Raw genomic sequence first — 22,094 nt, forward strand, 5'->3', positions numbered from 1 at the left:
CTGTTGGCGGATTAGACGTCTGCGACCTTGCGGCCCTTGTACTCAAGGAACAGCGCAGTGCCAGCCGAGTCGGTAACGACCTTTGCCTGGTGCGGCAGGCTGTACGTGACCTGGCCGTTCTCGACAGTCTTCACCAGGTGGGGGGCAGTTGCCTTCCACTGGGAGCGGCGGGCGCGGGTATTCGAGCGAGACATTTTCCGCTTCGGGACAGCCACGGCTAACTCATTTCTCTCTAGAAAAACACTTACAAATCAGTTTTGCCGGTCAGGCTTAGCCAAGTCAGCCAGGGCGGCCCAGCGAGGATCTACGACCTCGTGGTGATGCCCCGGCTCGTCTTCCAGGCGCACTCCACATTCGGAGCAAAGGCCCTGGCAGTCTTCCCGGCACACCGGCTGGAACGGCAGTATGGTGACAACTGCGTCCCGCAACACCGGCTCAAGATCGATCAGATCGTGCTCGACTCGACGTTGCTCTTCTTCGTCTTCTTCGTCGGAGAACACAGCATCCTCGTAGAAGAAAAGTTCTTGCACATCAACCTCTTGGTCATACGCAAGGGGATCCAGGCATCGGCCGCATTCGCCAGTAACTTCAACGTGCGCGGTTCCTGATACCAGAATTCCTTCGTGTACGGCCTCAAGCCGCAGGTCGAGCTCGACATCCGAGCCTTCCTGCACGCCAATGAGCGCCACGCCAAGATCACTTGGCGCGGGTACATGTTCCGTCAGCGTCCGCATGCTTCCCGGACTGCGTCCGAGGTCCTTGACGTCGAACGCCAAGGGCGAACTAGCATCTCGTTTAATGAGAACTCCTGTTGAACATATGACCGACGTACTATCTTAGCCTGAACTTCCGGACGGACTCAAACCGGGGGCGCGCCGGCGGTTCACACCACAAGCGGCCTCTGATTCGGGCCTCGCAACCGGCAGCAGGCCGCCGAGTACCGGTCAAGCTTACACTTTGCGCGCCCGGTTCGGGACCGGCTCGCCCGGGGCCAGCCGTTTCAGCACGGAGCGGGGAACAAAGTCCGAGACGTCCCCGCCGAGGGCGAAGACCTCTTTGATGAGGGTGGAGGACAGGTGCAGGTAGTGGCCTTCCGCCGGCAGGAACACCGTCTCGACACCGGTCAGCTGCCGGTTCATCGTGGCCATCGGCAGCTCGTAGTCGAAGTCCGAGGACGAACGCAGGCCCTTGACGATCGCCGACACACCGCGCTGCCGGCAGTACTCGGCCAGGAGACCCTCCCCCACGGGTTCAACCACGATCCCGCGCAAGGACGCGAACGTTTCCCTGGCCATGTCGATCCGCTCCTCCAGGCTGAAGCGGTACTTCTTGGAATAGTTCGTGGACACGGCCACGATCACCTCGTCGAAGAGGCCCGCGGCACGCGCAATGACTTCCAGGTGTCCATTGTGGATGGGGTCAAAAGAGCCAGGGCAAACAGCGCGTCTCATGCTCCGAACCTACCGTATCCGCGCCGCAGCCCGGGATAACATGGCTGAATGTCAGCATCGAACAATCGCGCGACTTCTCCTTTCACTGTGCGGCCTGTCACTATGCGGCCTGTCACTGCGCCGCCTTTCACCGTGGACGGCGGCGTGGTCCTGGTCACCGGTGCCGCCGGCGGCATGGGCCGGCTCTACGCCCTCCGCGCCGCCCGCGAAGGTGCCGAGGTGGTGATCCTCTGGGACGTCGACGCCGATGCCCTGGCCGGCACCGCCGCTGAAGTTGCCGCTTTGGGCGCCCGCGCCGTCCCCCGCACGGTGGACCTGGCGGATCGCGCCGCGATTGCCGGCGCCGCCCGGGAGGCCAGGGCCGAGGGACCGCTGGCGCTGCTGGTCAATAACGCCGGGATTGTCCGCGGCGCGTACTTCTGGGACCACGCCCCGGACCGTGACATCGCCCTGACCATGGACATCAACGCCCTCGCCCCCATGTACGTCACCCTGGAGTTCCTGCCGGACATGATGGCCGGCGCCGGCCGCCCGCGCCGGATCCTCAACGTTGCCTCCGCCGCCGGCACGGTCTCGAATCCGCGGATGAGCGTGTACGCGGCCTCGAAATGGGCCGTCATCGGCTGGAGCGACTCGCTCCGGCTCGAGCTTGAGCAGCAGGGCTACGGCCACCTGAAAGTCACCACCTTCTGCCCCAGCTACATTTCCACCGGCATGTTCGAGGGAGCCCGCGGTCCCCTGCTGACCCCGCTCATGACACCGGAGGATGCCGTGGACAGGGCATGGCGCGCTACGACCGCCGGGCGGCCGCAGCTGATCGCCCCCGCCATGGCCACGCTGGGGAAAGTGCTCAAGGGCATCCTGCCGGTGCGGGCGTGGGACTTCGTGGGCGGAAAGGTCTTTGGGATCTACACCACCATGGACAGCTTCACCGGCCGGGACGAGAAGGCGGGCACCCGATGAGCCCCCGCATGCCGTTGCCGTGGCAGCGCGCCGCAACCGGCGCCAACCTGCTCTCCCCCGACGGCTCGCTGGGCGTGACGATCTTCGAGGAGATGACCACCCTGGCCCTGAGCACGGGCGCCATCAACCTCGGCCAGGGCTTCCCGGACGAGGACGGCCCCGTGGAGATCAAGGAGGCCGCCCAGGCCGCGATCGCCGCCGGAGCCAACCAGTATGCGCCTGGCAAGGGCATCCTGCCGCTGCGGGAGGCGATCTCGGTGCACCAGCAGCGGTTCTACGGGCTGGCCCCGGATCCGCAGACCGAAATCATCGTCACTACAGGCGCCACGGAGGCCATCGCCGCCGCCCTGCTCGCGCTGGTAGGTCCGGGAGATGAAGTGCTCACCTTCGAGCCGTTCTACGACTCCTACGGCGCCATCATCGGGCTCTCCGGCGCCACGCACGTCACCGCCCCGCTCCTGGCCCCGGATTTCATGCCGGACCTGGCCGCACTCGAGGCCGCCTTCAGCAACCGCACCAAGCTGGTGCTGATCAACAATCCGCACAACCCGACCGGGGCGGTGTTCCCCCGCGAGGTGCTCGAGCGCGTCGTCGAACTGGCCGCTAAATACGACGCCGTCATCGTCACCGACGAAGTGTACGAGCACCTGACGTTCGGTGTGCGGCACATCCCGATCGCGACGCTGCCCGGGGCGGCGGAGCGCACGCTGACCATTTCCTCGGCCGGCAAGACGTTCTCCTTCACCGGCTGGAAGATCGGCTGGCTCTCCGGGCCGGAGGAGCTGGTGGCCGCCGCCCGGACGGTCAAGCAGTTCCTGAGCTACAGTTCCGGCACGCCCTTCCAGGCCGCGATCGCGGTGGGCCTGGGGCTTCCGGACGAGTTTTACGCCGGCATCGCCGACACCCTCCGGTACAAGCGGGACATCCTCAGCGAGGGCCTGCGCGCTGCCGGTCTCGACGTGCTGACCCCGCAGGGAACCTACTTCGTCAACGTGGACACCTCACCGCTGGGGATTACCGATTCCGTGGAGCTGGCCCGCAGACTGCCGGCCCTCGTGGGCGTCGCCGCGATCCCGGTGCCCGTCTTCTGCCACGCCGACGGCGCCGAACGCACCCGCAGCCTGCTCCGCTTCGCGTTCTGCAAGCAGCTGCACGTGCTGGAGGAGGCCGCCGAGCGGCTGGCGACCTTGCGCGACAGGCTGTGAACATGGCCGGGCAGCAACCCGGGGCCTCGCGGTTCCTGCGGACCACCGGGCAGCACGCCGTGATCGAACCGGATCCCTTTACCGACGGCGGCTTCGTGCTGAGCATCGGCGGCGCCGAGCAGTCCCACGTCAACCTGGCCGACCCCGCGGACATCTTCTACGAATACCTGCGCAGGATCGGGCACGTGGTGGACCTCGCCGCCCCGTGGGGCGAGCCGATCACGGCGCTGCACCTGGGCGCCGGGGCCCTGACGCTGGCCCGCTACATCCAGGCCACCCGGCCCGGCTCGGTTCAGTACGCGGTGGAGCTGGAGCGGGAACTGCTGGACTTCGTGCTCGCTCAGCTGCCCCTGCCGGAGGGGACCGAACTGCACACGGTGATCGGCGATGCCCGCGACGCCCTCGCCGGGCTTCCGGCGGACCTGCGCTTCGACGTCCTGATCCTGGACATCTTCTCCGGGCCGGAGGCGCCGGAACACATCGCGTGTACCGGGTTCTACCAGGAGGCGGCGGCCCGGCTGACGCCGCGCGGCGTGTTGATCGTCAACGTGGGCGACGAACCCGGACTGACCCTGGTCCGGAGCCAGATCGCGGCCATGCGCCAGGCCATGGCCGACGTCTCGGCCTTCGCGGAGGCCGGAATGTTCACTGGCCGGTACCCCGGGAACATCATCCTGACCGGGACGCAGGGGCCGTGGCCGGAGGTCTGGACGGCGGCGCTCACGGCGCGCGGTCCGCATCCGGCCCGGCTGCTCGCCGGCGTCGATTTGGACGCGCTGGCCGGCTAGTCCCCTGCTTCCAGGTCCGCTGCTTCCACAGCGTCCAGGGCTTCCACGCCGGGCTCGGTGAACCACAGCCGGGTTTCGCCGTACTTCTTCTCGGCAAACCGTTCCATGCCCTGGGGCCATGCCGGCTCGGGGCTCCGGGACGAGCGTTCCACTACCACGACCGCTCCCTCGCCCAGGTGCGGCACGAGCTTGGCCAGCACGGCAGCGAGGGCCGGCTCGTCCAGGGGGTAGGGCGGGTCCAGGAACACCAGGTCCCAGATCGCGGAGTCGGCGGCCCGGTCGAGGAAGGATTCGACCTTGGAGCGGTGCACGGCGACGACCTTGCGGCCGGTGACGGTGTTGACAAGTTCGGCGTTCCGCTGGCAGACGGCGCTTGCCTTGGCGTCGAATTCGACCAGGTCCACGGAGTCCGCGCCGCGGCTGCCGCTCTCCACCCCCAGCGAGCCGGATCCCGCGTACAGGTCGAGCACGCGGGCGCCGGCGATGACGTTGAAGGCGTCCAGCCGGGAGAACAGGGCCTCCTTGACACGGTCGGTGGTGGGCCGTGTCAGGTTCCCGGGCACGCTGTTCAGCGTGCTGCCGCCGGCCGCACCGGCAATGATCCGGCTCATGCGCGGACCCCCGCGGACGTGTTTGCCTGGCTCGTGGTCCTAGCCGCGTTCAAGGAACGCCTCCTTCTCGGGGTTCAGGTATTCATCGATCGCGGCCGCAAGCCGGGGCTGGCCCGCCAGCGCGGGATCGGCGGCCACGATCCGCTGGGCGTCCTGCCGGGCCCGGGCGATCACGTCCTCGTGTTCGAGCACGCGCAGCAGTTTCAGCGTGGAGCGCCCGCCGGACTGCGAGGCGCCCAGGATGTCGCCCTCTCGGCGGAGCTTGAGGTCCTCCTGGGACAGTTCGAAGCCGTCGGTGGTGGCGGCGACGGCATCCAGGCGGCGCCGGCTCGGATGGCCCGGCTCCAGGGTGGTGACCAGCAGGCAGGTTCCGGGCAGCCCGCCGCGGCCCACCCGGCCGCGCAGCTGGTGGAGCTGGGAGATGCCAAATCGGTCAGCGTCCAGGATGACCATGAGCGTGGCGTTGTGGACGTCCACGCCGACTTCGATCACGGTGGTGGAGACCAGCAGCTTGGTCTGGTTGGCTGTGAAGGAGGCCATGGTCTCGGACTTCAGGACCGGGTCCTGCCTGCCGTGCAGCGGTGCCACAGCCACCCCGGCAAGGGCCGGTTCGTCCTGGAGATGTTCCACGACGCCGGTGACCGAGGCGAGTTCCCGGGAACCGTTCTCGCCTTCGAGGTCCGCGGCGGACGGTTCGGCCTCGCCCGGGGTGAAGTCGCCGTCGTCGTCCGTGCCGATCTTGGGGCACACGACGTAGACCTGGTGGCCGGCGTCGATCTCCTCCCGCGACCGGGACCAGATCCGGGTGGCCCACCCCGGGTGTTCCGCGAGCCCCACCACGTGGGTGGAGATGGGGGCGCGGCCGGCGGGCAGCTCATCGAGCACGGAGGTTTCGAGGTCGCCGAACACGGTCATGGCCACGGTCCGGGGAATCGGGGTGGCGGTCATGACCAGCAGGTGCGGCGGTTTGCTGGCCTTGGCCCGGAGGGCGTCGCGCTGCTCCACGCCGAAGCGGTGCTGTTCGTCCACCACGATCAGGCCAAGGTCGTAGAAGGAGACGTTGTCGCTGAGCAGGGCGTGGGTGCCGATCACGATTCCGGCCGTTCCGGAGGCGGCGTCGAGCATGGCCTGCTTCCGCGCCGCGGTGGGCATGGAGCCGGTGAGCAGGGTGACCTGGACGGCGTCCGGTCCGAACCCGCCGAGCATCCCGTCCCGGGAGAGCGGTCCGAGCGTGCGCCGGATGGATTCATAGTGCTGGGCGGCGAGGACTTCGGTGGGCGCCAGCAGGGCAGCCTGTCCCCCGGCGTCCACCACCTGCAGCATGGCGCGCAGCGCCACGATCGTCTTGCCGGAGCCCACCTCGCCCTGCAGCAGCCGGTTCATGGGCGAGTCCTGGGCGAGCTCGTCGGAGAGCGTCTTGCCGACGGCGGCCTGGCCGGCGGTCAGGGTAAACGGGAGCTGGCGGTCGAAGGCGGGCAGCAGCCCGTCCGGTGCCGGGCGGCGGGCCGTCGCTTCCTCGGCGGCGAGTTGGGCGCGGCGGCGGGCCAGGGCCGACTGGAGCACCAGGGCTTCCTGGTAGCGGAACCGGTCGCGGGCGCGCTGGTAGTCCGCCGGGGTTTGCGGGGCGTGGATCAGCCGGTAGGCGTCTGCGACCGGCAGGAACTTTTCCCGCGACGCGATCTCGGCGGGCAGCGGGTCGCCGAGCGTTTCCAGTTCCACGGTGTCCAGCAGCGTCGAGATGACCTTCTGGATGGACCAGCTGGTCAGTTTCGCCGTGGCCGGGTACACCGGGATCGGCATGGCGGCGAGCTTCTCGGGGTCGATGCCCGGCGTTTCGGGGTCCTCGTCCAGCAGCAGGAAATCCGGGTTGGTCAGGCCGAGGGATCCGGCGTAGCGCGTAACCTTGCCGGAAAACATGGCGCGCCGGCCCGGCTGCAGCTCGGCCTTGGCCCGGAACCCGTTGAAGAAGCTGACCTTGAGCGTGCCCGGCAGTGCGCCGGCGGCCCGCGTGGAAGCGGCACCGCCGGCGTCGTCGGAGATCACGACGTCGGTGAGGGAGCCGCGCCGGGCGCGCATGGGCCGGGTGCTGTTGGAGACCACCCGGGCGATCAGGGTCACTTCCTCGTCCAGCGGGACCTCGCTGATGGGCGTGAGCTCACCGCGGCTGAGGTAGCGGCGGGGAAAATAGTTCAGGAGCCCGCCGACAGTGGTGATGCCAAGGTGTTTTTCGATGACAGCCGCGGAGCGCTTGCCGATGCGGCGCTCCAGGCCCAGTTCAAGTTCAGCGTGCATGTCCGTCGGGGTTTCGGGTTTCGGCGGCACGCGCCGGGGCAGCAGGAGCAGCAGCAGCAGCAGCAGCAGCAGCAGCAGCGACAACGGGTGCGGCGGCGGTGGCGGCAACTGTAGCGGCCGGTGCCTCCGGGTCGCGCGGGACTGCGAGTTCGCTCACGGAAATATCCGTGGGCTCGCCCAGGGAACGGATCAGCGCGACGGCGAGGTCCGCATCCAGGACGTGGACGTGGACACGCCAGCGGTAGCGCCCGGCGGCGTCAGCGCCGCCGCCAACCTGGCTCATGATCACCGAGTCGCCCATTTCGTCGAGCCGTTGGCGCATCATGGCGGCGTCCAGCGGGGACAGGGAAATGGTGCACATGACTTCGACACCTTCGTCGCGCGGCATGCCGACGTGGATATGCGGATCCTGGACGTCGTAGCCGTGCAGTCCGTCCAGCAGTTCGCTCTGGAGCTCCTCGCCCAGCACGGCGGAGCGGAGGCAGTCCAGGATCAGCAGCATGCCCACGCCGCCGGCGTCCACCACGTGGGCGGCCTGCAGGGCATCGAGCTGCTCCTCCGTGCGGACCACGGCGGCGAGGGCCGCCTCGACGGCGGCGTCCAGGGCCAGCCCCAGCGTCTGGTTGCTGTCATCCCCGTCGTGCGCGGAGTCCACGGCGGCCGCGGCCCGGGCGGCAGCCTCCATGACGGAGAGCATGGTGCCGGGCACTGGATCACTCAGCGCGGACCAGGCCCGGATCTGGGCCCGGTTCAGGGCCGCAGCCAGCAGAGGTGAGCTGATCCGGGTGTGCCCGGCCAGAGGTTCGGCGGCAGCGCAGAGGAAGACGGCGAACAGCGTTCCCGAGTTCCCGCGGGCCTGCTCCATGGCAACCTGGCCGGCCTGCGCCAGGACGGCGCCAACGTCATGCAGGGTTGGGTCCGGTGCCCCATCCGGGTGTCCCGGCACGGCGGCGTCCGCGGCGTGAGCCGCGGCGCGGACGGTCAGGTAGAGGTTGGTGCCGGTGTCGCCGTCGGCTACCGGAAAGATGTTGATGGCGTTCAGGCGGTCGCTGTGGTTGCCGAGCGTTGTTTCCGCCTTGCCCAACCACCGCTTCATCGCTTGCGCGTTGGCGGCAATCTTAGTCTGCAAAGTGATCCCATCCCACAGCGTCAGCGGGCCTGCCCGCAATCGTAACTCCCGTGCTTTCGGTTGGTGCAGGGGCCTCTACTGAGCCTATCGCAGTGAACCCGGGCGGGAGCGGAACCCCTGCCGGGAAAGTGGCGAGCAGCCCATGGTCTTCACCGCCGCCGAGAACCCAGGCCATCGGGTCGGCCCCCAACCGATCCGACGCCGGCAGCAGCGGGGCGGCCAGCTCCTTCAGGGCGGCGGCGTCCAGGTTCAGCACCGCGCGGCTGGCGGCCGCCATGCGGTTTCCGTCCCGGACCAGGCCGTCCGAGATGTCCATCATGGCGGACGCCCCCGCCTCACGGGCCAGCGGTCCGGCGGCGAGCGGCGGCTGCGGCCTGCACTGGGTGTCCAGGAGGGAACGCTGCCCGGCAGTCAGGGCGCCCACCGGGACGTCCGACTCCAGCAGCGCCAGCCCGGCGGCGGCCCGGCCTACCGTTCCCGCCAGGGCCACGGTGTCCCCCGGCCGGGCCCCGGAGCGCAGGACGGGCTCCTTGCCGTCAAGGGTCCCCAGGATCGCCACGCTGACCGCCAGTTCGCGGCCGCGGCCGAGGTCGCCGCCGGCCACCGCGCAGGCCGGAGCCCCCAGCCCCCTGATGCCGGCCACGAGGCCGTCCGCGAAATCCTCCACCCAGGAGACGAGGGTCTCCGGCGGCATGGTCAGGCTCACCACAACGGATGTGGCCCGGGCGCCCATGGCGTTGATGTCGCTGAGGTTTTGCGCCGCGGCCTTCCAGCCGACGTCGTACCCGGTGGTCCGGTAGCCGTTGTTCCATTGGAGCCGGAAATCCTGGTCCGCCACCTGGGTGTCGATGCTCACCACGGTCCGCCCGTCCGGTGCGGCGACAATCGCGGCGTCGTCCCCCGGCCCCAGCAGCAAGTACGACGCCGCCGCCGGGGCGCCATCGGGCTGCGGGATCGTCAGCCGCGGGAAGATGCGCCCCAGCAGCTGGGACTCCGAGAGACGGGCAACGGTCAGTGCGACGTCCGCGCGCACGGCGTCGGAGACAGGAGTTTCAGGCACAGTTTCAGGCACAGCCCTACGCTACCGCGAGGCCCGACACCTGTTTGGCGAGAGCGACGTAAACTCTTAGCCGTGCCTCCTTCCGTCCCCGCGGTAAATACCGCCACCCGCAGGGTGCTCGCCTTCGCCGCCGGGGGCATCCTGCTCTGGCTGCTCATTGCGGTTCAACTGTTCGTCAACGTGGATCCGCTCAGCGTGCGCCGGACGGACGCCATCATCATGCTGGGCGGCGCGGCCACCGAACGCCTGCCAGTGGCCCGCCAGATCCAGGCCGAATTTCACATCCCTGTCCTGGTAATCTCGCACACGGACACGTTCGGCAACCGTGCTGCGGATGAGGCGTGCAATGCAGCAGTCTTTCCGAACCCGTCTGTCATCTGTTTCAGGCCCCCCAACCTGGACACTCGTGGAGAAGCGCGGGCCGTCTCCCGTCTGATCGAGGCCAACGGCTGGAAGTCCGTCACCGTAGTGACCTCCAGCTACCACGTCACCCGTGCGGGCCGCCTGATCGGGCAGTGCACGACGGCGGACGTACAGATGGTCGCCTCGCATCCGGACCTGGATCTGGGCCAGTGGATCCGACGCTTCGTCATCGAAACGGGCGGCCTGATCGATGTGTCGCTGCGGCCGGAATGCGCCACGGACCGCAACTGATCCGACGCTCCCGACCCGCGGACGGACTGGGCCGGGTCCGGCACAGCCGCCCTCATAGCTCGTCGCTGAACTCGCGGAGCCTCTCGTGCGCCGGCGCGGGGTGGAAGCCCGCGGCGGTGATCCGGGTCAGATCCAGCACGCTGCTCTCCGGCCGGGGTGAAAATGTTTTTCCGCGGAAATATTCGGCGGTGGTGACCCCGGTGACGGCGTCCCGGGGATTTCCCTGCAGTTCGTACACATCGGCCGCGATGTCTGCCCAGGACTGCGGTTCCCCTGTGTTGCTGAGGTTGTAGGTGCCGTAGGGGGCGCCCGTCTCGAGCAGGTGCCGGATTCCCGCGGCGATGTCCTGGGTGAAGCTCAGGCGCCCAATCTGATCGTTGACCACCGACACTTCGATGCCACGGGCAGCGAGGGAGGCCATGGTGCGGACAAAGTTGTTGCCGTCGCCAATGACCCAGCTGGTGCGCACAATGTAGTGGCGGGGCACCACGCTGACGACGGCGTCGCCCGCGGCTTTGGTCTGGCCGTAGACGCCGAGCGGCGCCACCGGCTCCGATTCATCGTGCGTGGCGCGCGTGCCGTCGAAGACATAGTCCGAGGACACGTGCACCAGGGTGAGGTCGTGTTCGACGGCGGTGCGGGCCAGCCGCGCCACGGCCGTGACGTTGACTGCCCAGGCGGCCGCGCGGCCCTCGGCCGACTCGGCGCCATCCACGGCGGTGTAGGCCGCGGCGTTAATGATCGTGGAGTAGTTCTTCCAGTTCCGTACGGCGAAGGCGTCCTCGCTGCCGAGGTCAAACTCGTCCCGGCCGGCAAACTCAACGGACGGGTCGCCGTCGTACTGCCGGCGCAGCGCCTTGCCGAGCTGGCCGTTGGCGCCGACCACGAGGACCTTCTTCGGCGGCATCGGCGTGACGTCCGCCAGGCGCGGGTGCGCCTTGTCCTTGTCCGAGAGCTCGGCCTGGCCCAGCGGCACCGGCCAGCCGATGGCCGCGGTCTCGTCGGCGAGGTTCAGGAACGTGTACTGGCCCTGGGCGTCGGCGGACCAGTGGTCGTTGACGAGGTAGGTGTAGGCGGTGTTGTCCTCCAGCGTCTGGAAGGCGTTCCCCACCCCGCGGGGAATGAAAATGGCCTGGCTGGGGTCCATCTCGGCGGTGAACACGGCGCCGAAGGTCGGGCCTTCGCGCAGGTCCACCCAGGCGCCGAAAATCCTGCCGGTGGCCACCGAGATGAACTTGTCCCACGGCTCGGCATGGATGCCGCGGGTGGTGCCGGCGGATTCGTTGAACGAGATGTTGTTCTGCACCGGACGGAAGTCGGGCAGGCCAAGCGCCACCATCTCTTCCCGCTGCCAGTTCTCCTTGAACCAGCCCCGGTTGTCACCGTGGACCGGAAGGTCGTAGAGGACGACGCCGGGGATCGGGGTTTCGTGCGCTGAGAGCTTCTTCGAGAACTCGATCGACATAATCTACTGGCCTTGTTCCTTGTACTTCGCTTCCGTGGCCGCCTTCTGGGGCCGCCACCAGTCCTCGTTGTTCCGGTACCAGGCGATGGTGTCATCGATGCCGGCCTCGAAGTTGGAGAACTGCGGCGCCCAGCCGAGTTCGTCGCGAAGCTTGGAGGAATCGATGGCGTACCGCAGGTCGTGGCCGGGCCGGTCCACCACGTGATCGTACGCGTCCGGCACCTCCCCCATGTGCTTGAGGATCAGCTCGACGACGTCCTTGTTGTTTTTCTCGCCGTCGGCGCCGATCAGGTAGGTCTCCCCGATCCGGCCCCCGGCGATGATCGCCAGGACAGCGGACGAGTGGTCGTTGGCGTGGATCCAGTCGCGGACGTTCTCGCCCTTGCCGTACAGCTTGGGGCGGATGCCGTCGATCACGTTGGTGATCTGGCGCGGGATGAATTTCTCCACGTGCTGGTACGGGCCGTAGTTGTTGGAGCAGTTGCTGATGGTCGCCTGCAGGCCGAAGGACCRCACCCAGGCTCGGACCAGCAGGTCCGAGCCCGCTTTGGTGGAGGAATACGGGCTGGAGGGGTTGTAGGGCGTGCTCTCGGTGAACCGCTCCGGGTCATCGAGCTCGAGATCTCCGTAGACCTCGTCGGTGGAGATGTGGTGGAAACGCTTGTTGTGCTTCCGCGCGGCCTCGATCAGGGTGTAGGTCCCGATGATGTTGGTGTCCAGGAACGGGCGGGGATCGTGCAGCGAGTTGTCGTTGTGGGATTCCGCCGCGTAGTGAACCACGACGTCGGCCTGCGCCACCAGGACATCAACCACCGCGGCGTCACAGATGTCCCCCTGCACGAACCGGAAGCGCTCTTCCGGCAGGCCTTTAAGTGACTCCAGGTTGCCCGCGTAACTGAGCTTGTCCAGCACCGTGACATGGCCGTCGGTGTTTTCCATTACATAGTGGACAAAGTTCGAGCCGATGAAGCCGGCGCCACCCGTGACGAGAAGTCGCTGCATGACTCAGACCCTACCGGTTGCGGTTGCTTGGATAAACATAAAGGATGTGCCCATGCGCGGAATCATTCTTGCCGGGGGAACCGGTTCACGGCTGCATCCCATTACGTTTGGCATCAGCAAACAACTGGTCCCGGTTTATGACAAACCGATGATCTACTATCCGCTGTCCACCCTCATCCTGGCCGGAATCAGGGACATCTTGATTATCACGGCCCCGCAGGATACCGACCCGTTCCGCCGTCTGCTGGGGGACGGCTCGCAGTTTGGGGTTTCCATCACCTACAAAGTCCAGCCGTCCCCGGACGGGCTCGCCCAGGCCTTCATCCTGGGCCAGGAACATGTCGGCAACGATTCGGTGGCCCTTGTCCTCGGTGACAACATCTTCTATGGCCCCGGAATGGGAACCCAACTCGGGCAATACACAGACGTTGACGGAGGCTCAGTTTTTGGTTATTGGGTGCAGAATCCGGGGGCTTACGGCGTCGTTGAGTTCGACGGTTCCGGCCGCGTGCTGACGCTGGAAGAGAAGCCCCCGACGCCAAAGAGCAACTACGCGGTCCCCGGCCTTTACTTTTACGACAATGACGTCGTCGGCATTGCCCGCGAACTGAAACCCTCTCCCCGCGGCGAACTCGAAATCACGGATGTGAATAAGGCGTATCTGGCCTTGGATAAGCTTCACGTCGAGATCCTCCCTCGCGGCACAGCCTGGCTGGACACAGGGACGTTCGACGATCTCAACGACGCATCAAATTTTGTCCGCACGGTCCAGAAACGCCAAGGGTTGATCATCGGTGCACCGGAGGAAATCTCGTGGCGCTTGGGCTTCCTCTCTGATGACGAACTGCGGGCCAGGGCCGAGCCCCTCTTGAAGAGCGGCTACGGTTCCTACTTATTGGGCCTGCTCGAGTCGTAGCCCGCATGGTTCATGAGTGGAGCACAGGTTCCGGCCGACCCGAATGCAGATTCAGCACGCGGGGATGTAAGAATTGAGACTGGCCCGGTAGACGTCGTCGACCAAGCCGGCGACTTTACGAGCGAGGAGGACTGACGTTGAAGGATGACGCCGAGCAAAGTCCCCCGCTAGTTGCAGCCCCGCGGCACTTGCGCCGGCGCCGCCTGCACGGCGACATTCCCGATATGCTCTTGGTCCCAGACGCCGAGCCACTACCGCTGCCAGCCGCCCGCGCACCGCGTGAACCGAAGACGCAGGAGCAAGAAAGCGATCGGCCAGCCCCGGCCAAGCGGGCCGCCGACCTGGACCACGACGACGAGGAAATGGCTTACCGCCGCAAGCGTCTGACGGCTCTGCTTGCCGTCGTATTCGTCGTAGTCAGCGTCCCGGCCCTCATCATCGCCTTGCTGCTGCTGGGTTGACGCGGCCCTGCCAGCTTTTACCCACCTCAACCAACTCTTCTGGGGGACAGTCCATGCACACCATCATGCCAATCTTCGGGACCAGACCGGAGGCCATCAAGATGGCCCCGATCGTCAGTGCTCTGCACGAGGCCCCACACTTCCGCTGCATCGTGACGGTCACAGGGCAGCACCGCGAGATGCTGGACCAGGTCAACGAACTGTTCGGCATTGTTCCGGACCATGACCTCAACATCCTGCAGCAGGGGCAGTCCCTGTCCGCCATTATGACGCGCACCATCGACGGCCTGGAGACACTCTTTGCCGAGTCGAGGCCGGACGCCGTCGTTGTCCAGGGCGACACCACGACGTCCACGGCCGCCGCCATCGCAGCGTTCTACCACGGCATCCCCGTGGTGCACGTCGAGGCCGGGCTGCGCAGCGGAGACCTGCTCTCGCCCTTTCCGGAAGAAGCCAACCGCAAGATCACCAGCCAGATCGTGCGGCTGCATTTGGCTCCCACCTCCACCAGCAGGGAAAACCTGCTGAGGGAAGGCGTCAGCCCGGAGGACATCGTCGTGACCGGCAACACGGTGATTGACGCCCTTCTGGCCACGGTGGACAAGCGGCTCCCCTTCACGGACCCCAGACTGGAAGAGCTGGCAACCAGCGGCCGCCGAATCCTGCTGGTTACCACGCACCGTCGCGAAAACCAGGGCGAATCCATGCGCAGCGTGGGACGGGCGTTGGCCCGGATCGCCGACGCCGAGCCGGATCTCGTGATTGTCCTGCCCGCCCACAAGAACCCGGTGGTTCGCGAGGCCGTGCTGCCGTCGCTGGACGGCAAACCCAACGTGCTGGTCACTGAACCGCTGGCCTATGGCGAGTTCACCCGCCTGCTGTCCGCTGCCCACGTGGTGTTGACGGATTCGGGCGGAGTCCAGGAGGAAGCCCCTAGCCTGGGCAAGCCCGTCCTGGTGATGCGGGATAACACCGAGCGGCCCGAGGCGGTAGTCGCGGGGACGGTGCTGCTGATCGGCACCGACGAAGAGCGGATTGTTGCCGAAGTGAACCGCCTGCTGCACGATTCCGCGCACTTTGCTGCAATGGCAAACGCCGTTAATCCGTACGGGGACGGTAAGGCCGCCGCGCGCACGGTCGCAGCGATCGAAGAACTGGTAGGCGTAGGGACCCGGATTCGCGAATTCGACGGCGCATAGGCGCTGGTAGAATTCACTGACGATCTGGTCCGGTCCAAAGCCAGCCCTAAGTTGAGTGAAGACCTCATTTTGAGCAGCGCAGAGCAGGGCAAGATGCAATTATCACGACGTGACGCAATTCGCTGGGCAACAAGTGCCGCGATAGGGGCCACTGTTCTGGGACTGTCCGAGTCCACGGGCTTGTTGGTGCCTGACGCCCCGGGCGCCAGGCCGGCGCAGCTTGACCTAGATTCAACGCTGACAACTTTGGACGCCTCAGTCACTTTCGGACCCCTGCGCCAGCAGCGTCTGCCGTACCGGCGGCTCGCACGCGGGCCGGCTATTCAGACAGTCGTACGGGAAGAGTTATCGACCCGGAACAGCACCTCGAACACCCAACGCACAGCTCTGGCGACTTTCGGCCATTTGACCGACACCCATGTGCTCGACGCAGCCAATCCGGGTCGGCTGACGTTTCTTTGGCAGTACTATGACTTCTCGGATGAATTTCCCAGTTCAACGAGATTTCGGCCACAAGATCTTTTTACCGTCCACGTATTGGACGCCACAATTCGGAAACTTAACGCCGTCCGACGCGGCCCCATTTGTGAACGACCCCTGGACTGTCTGGTGGCTACAGGCGACCTTACCAACGCTTATGCGGTCAGTGAACTGGCGGCAGCGATCGGTGTGTTCAAAGGCCTTGAGGTTTCCTCGCACCCGGGCGGCGGCTACCAGGGAGTCCAGGACGATGGCCCGGCCCCCTTGCAGCTGTCCAAGAGCATCTGGCATCCCGAACCCGAAACTTCATTGATACCCCCGGACGACTGGAAAACGCTTCATGGTTACCCCACGGTTCCCGGGCTCCTCGCAGCTGCAGTCAAGCCGGTAGCAGCGGAAGGGGCAAATGTCCCATGGCACATCGGCTTCGGCAATCACGATGAATCAGGACGGTCGTTCCTGTCGCCAAAGGACGAATTCGTCGACACTGTCCGAGTCAGCAGCCGGCTTCCGATCCGGCTGCCTCATGGCATGGACACCTCGGACTTCTGGAAAATAGTCGACGGCGCAAGTGACAGCGAACGCAGGAACCTCATAAAGTCGATGCCTTCCCGGCCGGTGCGCGCGTCCACGCTTCGCCGTCCGTTCAGCAAGGCGGAGTTTTTTGATGCCTTGCCGGCGGATGCCGCCCAGACCCGGTCCGCCCCTGGCCGAAGCTCCAGTGAGGCGCCTTACTACACATTCGAGATCTCACCAGATGTTATGGGTATCATGCTGAACACCGCGAGACCCAATGGCAGCATCAAAGCCGAGCTGGACGCGCCCCAGGCGGAGTGGCTGGAAGATCAACTTCGGCATGTATCCCAGAAGTTCTACAGTGCAAAGGGCAAACTCACCAAGTCTGATGCCAAAGATCGCCTTGTAATCTTGTTCAGCCATCATCCGTTGTCCTCCTTTGAGAAGGATGAGCGCTCCTCCACCAGCGGACCGCAGCCGTTGAACCGTTCCGCTGTCGTAGAGCTCATCTCCCGTTTTCCCAACGTGGTCGCCTGGATGAACGGCCATATACATAGGCACAGGATTACCCCTCACAAGTCGCAATACGAAACCGGCGGATTCTGGGAAATCACGACCGCGTCCCTCATCGACTATCCGCAACAATCAAGGATCATTGAACTCTTGGACAACGGCGACGGGACACTGTCGATCGCGGGCACGTTGATCGACCATTCAGCACCAGAGTCGGTCACGCATGAAGGAACCCAGACTGCCCCGTCCCTGGCGGCGCTGAGCCTCGAACTCTCCGGCAACCGCCCAGGACTTGACCGCGAGAGAATGCTGGGACAGGACATCGACCAAAACGTCGAGTTGATATTGCGGAAACCTTTTTAGCGCCGGCACCCGCACCCGCCGGCCAGCCGACCGGGATGCGGACTTCAAAGCCCGCGTTGCCGACCCGGCCGACGCGGGCACCAACTGAAAGTTAACGCACCGCCAACATTCGGTAACGAGCGTCATTGGGCGTCCCGTGACTGAACCCTTATGCTTGGACGCGGGGGAAGCGCCCTCTGGCCCGTGCATACGGTTCCGGGGCGATCTCTAGCGATGCAATGGCTCGCCGCTCCCGCCACCCGGATCGCTCTAGAAGAGGAAAAGACACATGAAAGTTCAGGCCGTAATCCTTGCAGCCGGAATGGGTACGCGGCTGGCGCGCCCACACCCGAAGCCCATGACAGAGCTTAGTGACGGACGCACCATCATGCACCAGCAGGTCCACAACCTGCAGAAAGCATTCGGCAAGGGGCTCCGCCTCACTATTGCTGTCGGCTTCAAGCTCGAAATGATCCTCGAACACGTGCCGAACGCGTCGTTTGTGTACAACGAGAACTTTGACCAGACCAACACTTCCAAGAGCCTCCTGAAGGCAATCCGGAATTCGGCCAAGGGCGGCGTTCTGTGGATGAACGGCGACGTCGTGTTTGACCCCGACATACTTCAGATGCTGGCGCCCTACATCAAGCGCGATGAGTCTTTCATTACCGTTGATGTGTCTTCGGTTTCCGATGAAGAAGTCAAGTACATCACCGACGCAGACGGCAACATTTTGGAGCTCTCCAAGACAGTGCCAGCCAACGTTGCCCAGGGCGAGGCTGTTGGAATTAACTACGTCAGCTCGAAGGACAAGAAGAAGTTCCTGAAGCGGCTTATCGAAGTCGACGACCAGGACTACTTCGAGGGCGCCATTGAACTGACCATCAAGCAGGACGACGTCAAGTGGACCCCGGTGGACATCAGCGAGTTCTACGCCGTTGAGGTTGACTTCCCGGACGACTTGGTCCGGGCAAACGCCAGCATCTGAACCCGTTGATCTAACCACCCTTCGCATCGAAGGTGCCGCGAGACCGACCTGAGCCGTGTGGCGGGCAACAACCCCCACACCGCGGCTGCGTTTGCTGCCGCCCGCCAGTTTGAGATCAACGACGATTGGCCGGCCGCGCTCGAAGGATACCGCGACCTGTATCACAACGGGCACGGTGGAGACAGTGCTGTCGTCTTCCACTACAGCGTTGCCCAGCTGCAGCTCGGCGCCCTGCAAGAGGCCCACGCGCTCCTCGCAGAGGCCGTCTCCATGGAGCCAGCCAACGACGACTGGCGGGAACGCCTCACGCTTCTGCGGAGCAACCCGGGGGTAACTGTCGTCGACGTGAAATCCAGCCCGGATCTGGCACCGCCCAAGTCGGGAGCACCCGAACGAACTGAGGAAGCCAACGGCAACCCGGCGGTCCCCCTACCGGACAGTACGGCAGTTGATCACTCGGCTCTCGCAGCCGAACATAAACGTTCCGGTCACCGCTGGCTGGAGATCCAAGCGCTGGAGGCCGGACTCGAACTGCACGGCGCAAGCGCAGCATGGCACATTCGGCTCGGCGAGGCGCGCGAGGCCATGAACCGGTACGAGCAAGCAGCCGAAGCCTATGCCGCGGCCAACCGTCTGGACCCGAGTGCGGCGGAGATTCACTTCAAGGAGGGATCCTGCAGACAACGCGGAGGGAATCCCGAGGCGGCGAACGCTCCGTTTGCCAAGGCAGCGGCAATGGACGAGAAGCTCAATGCAGCCTCGTTCGGTGTGGGCGTTTTTTACCAGCAGCTCGGAGCCTGGACTGAGGCCTCCCTTGCATATACCCGCGAACTTAGCAGTCAGCCCCACAATGCGACGCTTGCATACCGGGCGGCACACGCGCTCGAAAGGTGTTACGAATGGGAGGCGTCGGCGGAAATGTACCGTCGGGCAACGGCCATGAGTCCCAACGAGACTTCGTGGCACTTTCGGCGTGGCTTCGTGTATGAACGCCTGGAGCGTTGGGCTGATGCTGCGGACGCGTATGCATTTGGCCTCGCGTCAAGTTCGAAACCGTCCGCCTACTGGGCCTACCGGCGCGGGTTCGTGCTCGAACGCTTGGAACGGTATGAAGAGGCTTGCGCGGCTCATTGGCTGGGTGGGCCTGCGCCCGTTGACAGCATCGCGGCTTCAAACGGTGCTGCATCAACAGCGTCAGACTACGCTGAAAAATACGTTGACGACGCACTCCAAGCTGCTCTAAGAAATCCGGCGCCGCAAGCGAGCATGGAAGTGGCCGACAAAGCGTTCTCTCTGGGTCTCTATAGCCAGGCGGCGGATGCGTATCAAGCAGCCATAGATCGCAGCAACGAAATCCGTTCGGGCTGGTTTTACCGGCTGGGCCAGTCCCTGACGCTCACTCACGAGTTCAAGTCGGCGGCGGCAAGCTTCCGTATGGGCAGAGTGTTCGATCACGCCCATGGGGTGGACACAACGGGCTACCGCAAAGACAAAGCCCTTCTCGACGTCATGTACTACACATCCTGGCGGGAAAGTCTGCCGCTAAGGGAAAACGTTGTTCTTTACGAGAGCTTCCACGGCGAGTCCATCAGCTGCAACCCCTTGGCGATCTTCGAAGAACTAATACGACGCCGGGAATTTGATGGCTACCTCCACGTGTGGGTCGCCAATGACAATACCTTTATCCCGCACAGCGTAAACACGCACCCAAACGTGGCCATAGTCAGGCGCAACACTGCCGGATACAGGCGCCACCTTGCCACAGCAAAATACCTGATTAACAACGTCACGTTCCCGGCTTACTTCGCCGCACGGCCCGGACAGCAATACCTGAACACCTGGCACGGCACGCCTTTGAAAACCCTCGGCAAAGACATCGGAACTGGCTTTCTAGAGCACAAGAACGTGGCCCGCAACTTCCTGCACGCCACCCACCTCATAGCCGCGAATCAATTTACCGCTGACGTCCTGACGCGGCGCTACGATGTGGACACCATAATGTCCGGGCGCGTTGCGGTTACCGGCTACCCGCGAGTCGACCGAACACTCAACGCCTCGGTGCCAGCGCGCATCGGCTTGCGGCGGGCGCTCGGAATCCCCGCATCCGATATGCGGCCGGTGGTCCTTTACGCCCCCACATGGCGCGGAGGTTTGAGCACGACACATTTCGATATGGAGCGGCTGACCTCCGATCTCACAACGCTCGCAAACCTGGATTGCAACGTAGTTTTTCGGGCGCACCACAGGACACAGGAGCTTCTGGCCGGAGCAGACCTGAGCGCAACTATAGTTCCCGATAGCATCGAGACGAATGAACTCCTCGCGGCCGTAGACCTACTGATCACTGACTATTCGAGCATTGTTTTTGACTTCCTGCCCACCGGGAAACCCGTGGCGTTGTACACCTACGACCTCGATGAGTATCAGAACGAACGGGGCCTGTACATAGATCCGAGCTCAATAGGCATCCCCACAGCGAACACCATCGACGAACTTGTCAAGATCGTTGCTGAGCAGTTAGCCAATGATGATCAAACTAACCTCCACGCGGACCTGGTCGAGGAGTATTGCCCGCAAGAAGACGGAAGGGCATCCGCACGCGTTGTGGACTTCTTCTTCTTCGGCGATGATACGCATATGTTGACGAGTTACGCCCCGGCGAAAAAGTCACTCCTTTTCCATCACAGTTTTATTCCAAACGGAATCACGTCGTCCCTGCTCAACCTTCTGAACTACATCGACCCTGAGGAATACGACGTTACGGTGGTGGTACCGGTAGACGACACTGCAGCGCATCCGGAGAGAGTTGAACAATTCGAAAAAGTCCCTCCCCATGTAAGGGTCATAGGAAGGGTCGGGCGTCAGCTTTTTACGCCCGAGGAGAAATGGGTTGTGGACCGTCTAAATAAACACCGCACTTTGGCGAATGATTCGCAGATGAAAATTTATCGACGAACGTTTGCTCGGGAATTCACGAGAATATTTGGACCGCACAAATTTGATTCCGTAATTGAATTTGAGGGATATTCCACATTCTGGACTGCGCTTATGAGCTCGGCTCCCAAACCTTCGCGGCGGATTGCATTTTTGCACAATGATATGAGAAGCGAATGGCTGGGGCGCTTCCCGCACCTTGAATCGATTTTCCGCATTTACCCCTCCTTTGATGCCCTCGTCTCCGTCTCTGAGGTCATAAGCGAAGAAAACCGCGACCACCTGGGTTCATTTTTGGCTCTGCCTGACCATAAATTCGTGCATGCTGTGAACCAAATTAACCCGACCAAGACACTCGAGTTGGCCGACGAGGATTTGGACCAAGACTTGCTTGATTGGTTCTCACCCGACTTCAGAACCTTCATCACCATGGGACGAATGTCGCCGGAAAAAGATCATGAGAAGTTAATCCGCGCTTTTCATGAATTCCGGAAGACGGACCCGACCGGTCGCCTGGTGGTCCTTGGGGATGGACCACTCAGGCAATCTCTCGAAATGCTGATAGCTGATCTTGATCTTTCAGCGAACGTCTTGTTGGCTGGCCTGCGAAACAACCCTTTCCCGGCTCTTGCCCGCGCGGATTGCTTCGTGCTGTCCTCAAACCATGAGGGTCAGCCCATGGTGCTCCTGGAAGCCCTCACGCTCAAGAAGCCCATAGTGTCCACGGACATCATCGGGGCGAGGTACGTTCTTCAAGACGGATACGGACTACTTGTTGAGAATTCAGTGGAGGGCGTCCACAAAGGCCTGCAACAGTACGTTGAGGGCCGTGTACCCAGGCGAGTCTTCAATATTTCGAAATATCAGCAGATGGCGCACGCCCAGTTCGTGCAGTCTGCGCTCCCCGGCGAATCCGACAACGCCGCTATTCCCGGTAGCGCCCGTTCCGCTCTCTCATCTTCGTAGTGCCTCGCATTCGATAGCTGATGGCCATCGCTGGACCATCATGGTCCCCACACCATAGCCGAGGAACAAACACATCCGACCAATCGGAAACTCCTGCCGATGGTACCCATTAAAAGCAAGATCCTGCCGATTTACCGGGAAAATCCTGCCGATTTACCG

19 protein-coding genes are annotated in these 22,094 nt (G+C 64.2%); 10 read left to right on the top strand and 9 right to left on the bottom strand.

Annotated features, from left to right (window positions below; genetic code table 11):
* Positions 1 to 11: 11 nt before the first annotated feature.
* From rpmF to coaD, 3 genes are all read right to left on the bottom strand, one after another.
* A complete protein-coding gene (rpmF, locus tag AC1DZV_RS09485; protein ID WP_009356569.1) occupies positions 12 to 215 on the bottom strand; it encodes a 50S ribosomal protein L32 in 204 nt (67 codons plus the stop codon).
* Between the two features lie 36 nt (positions 216 to 251).
* Positions 252 to 776, bottom strand: coding sequence for a YceD family protein (locus AC1DZV_RS09490; RefSeq protein ID WP_079553424.1), 525 nt, complete (start codon positions 774 to 776; stop codon positions 252 to 254).
* Between the two features lie 174 nt (positions 777 to 950).
* Positions 951 to 1,451 (bottom strand): pantetheine-phosphate adenylyltransferase, encoded by a 501-nt coding sequence (coaD, locus tag AC1DZV_RS09495; protein ID WP_028277957.1) that lies wholly within the window; start codon positions 1,449 to 1,451, stop codon positions 951 to 953.
* A 102-nt stretch (positions 1,452 to 1,553) separates the two neighbouring features.
* On the opposite strand from coaD, the gene AC1DZV_RS09500 reads away from it, so the two are divergent.
* The 3 genes from AC1DZV_RS09500 to AC1DZV_RS09510 are packed head-to-tail and all read left to right on the top strand — an operon-like array spanning position 1,554 to position 4,407.
* A complete protein-coding gene (locus AC1DZV_RS09500) occupies positions 1,554 to 2,414 on the top strand; it encodes an SDR family NAD(P)-dependent oxidoreductase (RefSeq protein ID WP_476951203.1) in 861 nt (286 codons plus the stop codon).
* Complete coding sequence (locus tag AC1DZV_RS09505; RefSeq protein WP_476951202.1) at positions 2,411 to 3,619, top strand: aminotransferase class I/II-fold pyridoxal phosphate-dependent enzyme; 1,209 nt, start codon at positions 2,411 to 2,413, stop codon at positions 3,617 to 3,619. The genes AC1DZV_RS09500 and AC1DZV_RS09505 overlap by 4 nt, the downstream gene beginning before the upstream one ends.
* A 2-nt stretch (positions 3,620 to 3,621) precedes the next feature.
* Complete coding sequence (locus AC1DZV_RS09510) at positions 3,622 to 4,407, top strand: spermidine synthase (RefSeq protein ID WP_476951201.1); 786 nt, start codon at positions 3,622 to 3,624, stop codon at positions 4,405 to 4,407.
* Here the strand turns inward: AC1DZV_RS09510 and rsmD are convergent.
* Genes rsmD through thiL form a run of 4 tightly spaced genes read right to left on the bottom strand, consistent with a single transcriptional unit; the run spans position 4,404 to position 9,511 of the window.
* Positions 4,404 to 5,018, bottom strand: coding sequence for a 16S rRNA (guanine(966)-N(2))-methyltransferase RsmD (rsmD, locus tag AC1DZV_RS09515; RefSeq protein WP_476951200.1), 615 nt, complete (start codon positions 5,016 to 5,018; stop codon positions 4,404 to 4,406). The two genes, AC1DZV_RS09510 and rsmD, sit on opposite strands and share 4 nt — an antisense overlap.
* 39 nt (positions 5,019 to 5,057) lie before the next feature.
* Positions 5,058 to 7,310, bottom strand: a complete 2,253-nt coding sequence (locus tag AC1DZV_RS09520) for an ATP-dependent DNA helicase RecG (protein ID WP_476953568.1) — start codon at positions 7,308 to 7,310, stop codon at positions 5,058 to 5,060.
* On the bottom strand, positions 7,300 to 8,406 hold the full coding sequence (locus AC1DZV_RS09525) for a DAK2 domain-containing protein (RefSeq protein ID WP_476953569.1): 1,107 nt from the start codon (positions 8,404 to 8,406) through the stop codon (positions 7,300 to 7,302). The genes AC1DZV_RS09520 and AC1DZV_RS09525 overlap by 11 nt, the downstream gene beginning before the upstream one ends.
* Before the next feature lie 22 nt (positions 8,407 to 8,428).
* Positions 8,429 to 9,511 carry a thiamine-phosphate kinase gene (gene thiL / locus AC1DZV_RS09530; RefSeq protein WP_476953541.1) on the bottom strand — a complete coding sequence of 361 codons (1,083 nt, stop codon included), beginning with the start codon at positions 9,509 to 9,511 and terminating at the stop codon, positions 8,429 to 8,431.
* Positions 9,512 to 9,571: 60 nt separating this feature from the next.
* Here thiL and AC1DZV_RS09535 point away from each other — a divergent pair, with 60 nt between their 5' ends.
* The gene (locus tag AC1DZV_RS09535) at positions 9,572 to 10,153 is read left to right on the top strand and encodes a YdcF family protein (protein ID WP_476953542.1); all 582 of its coding nucleotides are present in this window, start codon (positions 9,572 to 9,574) and stop codon (positions 10,151 to 10,153) included.
* A 52-nt stretch (positions 10,154 to 10,205) separates the two neighbouring features.
* Here AC1DZV_RS09535 and AC1DZV_RS09540 read toward each other — a convergent pair whose 3' ends face one another.
* Both AC1DZV_RS09540 and rfbB read right to left on the bottom strand, forming a co-directional pair.
* Entirely contained in the window at positions 10,206 to 11,618 is a 1,413-nt protein-coding gene (locus tag AC1DZV_RS09540) for a sugar nucleotide-binding protein (protein ID WP_476953543.1), read from the bottom strand.
* A 3-nt stretch (positions 11,619 to 11,621) separates the two neighbouring features.
* Positions 11,622 to 12,620 (bottom strand): dTDP-glucose 4,6-dehydratase, encoded by a 999-nt coding sequence (rfbB, locus tag AC1DZV_RS09545; RefSeq protein ID WP_476953544.1) that lies wholly within the window; start codon positions 12,618 to 12,620, stop codon positions 11,622 to 11,624.
* A gap of 52 nt (positions 12,621 to 12,672) precedes the next feature.
* Here rfbB and rfbA point away from each other — a divergent pair, with 52 nt between their 5' ends.
* The 6 genes from rfbA (at position 12,673) to AC1DZV_RS09575 (ending at position 21,935) form a co-directional block, all read left to right on the top strand.
* Positions 12,673 to 13,536 carry a glucose-1-phosphate thymidylyltransferase RfbA gene (gene rfbA / locus AC1DZV_RS09550; protein WP_476951227.1) on the top strand — a complete coding sequence of 288 codons (864 nt, stop codon included), beginning with the start codon at positions 12,673 to 12,675 and terminating at the stop codon, positions 13,534 to 13,536.
* Positions 13,537 to 13,760: 224 nt separating this feature from the next.
* Positions 13,761 to 13,997 (top strand): hypothetical protein, encoded by a 237-nt coding sequence (locus AC1DZV_RS09555; RefSeq protein ID WP_476951194.1) that lies wholly within the window; start codon positions 13,761 to 13,763, stop codon positions 13,995 to 13,997.
* A 53-nt stretch (positions 13,998 to 14,050) separates the two neighbouring features.
* Positions 14,051 to 15,196: a non-hydrolyzing UDP-N-acetylglucosamine 2-epimerase gene (gene wecB, locus AC1DZV_RS09560; RefSeq protein ID WP_476953545.1), complete on the top strand. Its 1,146-nt coding sequence runs from the start codon at positions 14,051 to 14,053 to the stop codon at positions 15,194 to 15,196.
* 51 nt (positions 15,197 to 15,247) lie between these two features.
* A complete protein-coding gene (locus AC1DZV_RS09565; RefSeq protein ID WP_476953546.1) occupies positions 15,248 to 17,068 on the top strand; it encodes a TIGR03767 family metallophosphoesterase in 1,821 nt (606 codons plus the stop codon).
* A 268-nt stretch (positions 17,069 to 17,336) separates the two neighbouring features.
* A complete protein-coding gene (locus AC1DZV_RS09570; protein ID WP_476951191.1) occupies positions 17,337 to 18,035 on the top strand; it encodes a phosphocholine cytidylyltransferase family protein in 699 nt (232 codons plus the stop codon).
* Between the two features lie 57 nt (positions 18,036 to 18,092).
* A complete protein-coding gene (locus AC1DZV_RS09575) occupies positions 18,093 to 21,935 on the top strand; it encodes a CDP-glycerol glycerophosphotransferase family protein (protein WP_476953547.1) in 3,843 nt (1,280 codons plus the stop codon).
* Positions 21,936 to 22,094: the final 159 nt, after the last annotated feature.

Source organism: Arthrobacter sp. P1_D12 (genome assembly GCF_056406175.1).

Coding starts and splice junctions, on each gene's coding strand:
- coaD (WP_028277957.1), bottom strand. CDS start 1,451: ATGAGACGCGCTGTTTGCCCTGGCTCTTTTGACCCCATCCACAATGGA.
- AC1DZV_RS09500 (WP_476951203.1), top strand. CDS start 1,554: ATGCGGCCTGTCACTGCGCCGCCTTTCACCGTGGACGGCGGCGTGGTC.
- AC1DZV_RS09505 (WP_476951202.1), top strand. CDS start 2,411: ATGAGCCCCCGCATGCCGTTGCCGTGGCAGCGCGCCGCAACCGGCGCC.
- AC1DZV_RS09510 (WP_476951201.1), top strand. CDS start 3,622: ATGGCCGGGCAGCAACCCGGGGCCTCGCGGTTCCTGCGGACCACCGGG.
- rsmD (WP_476951200.1), bottom strand. CDS start 5,018: ATGAGCCGGATCATTGCCGGTGCGGCCGGCGGCAGCACGCTGAACAGC.
- AC1DZV_RS09520 (WP_476953568.1), bottom strand. CDS start 7,310: ATGCACGCTGAACTTGAACTGGGCCTGGAGCGCCGCATCGGCAAGCGC.
- AC1DZV_RS09525 (WP_476953569.1), bottom strand. CDS start 8,406: ATGAAGCGGTGGTTGGGCAAGGCGGAAACAACGCTCGGCAACCACAGC.
- AC1DZV_RS09540 (WP_476953543.1), bottom strand. CDS start 11,618: ATGTCGATCGAGTTCTCGAAGAAGCTCTCAGCGCACGAAACCCCGATC.
- rfbA (WP_476951227.1), top strand. CDS start 12,673: ATGCGCGGAATCATTCTTGCCGGGGGAACCGGTTCACGGCTGCATCCC.
- AC1DZV_RS09555 (WP_476951194.1), top strand. CDS start 13,761: ATGCTCTTGGTCCCAGACGCCGAGCCACTACCGCTGCCAGCCGCCCGC.
- wecB (WP_476953545.1), top strand. CDS start 14,051: ATGCACACCATCATGCCAATCTTCGGGACCAGACCGGAGGCCATCAAG.
- AC1DZV_RS09570 (WP_476951191.1), top strand. CDS start 17,337: ATGAAAGTTCAGGCCGTAATCCTTGCAGCCGGAATGGGTACGCGGCTG.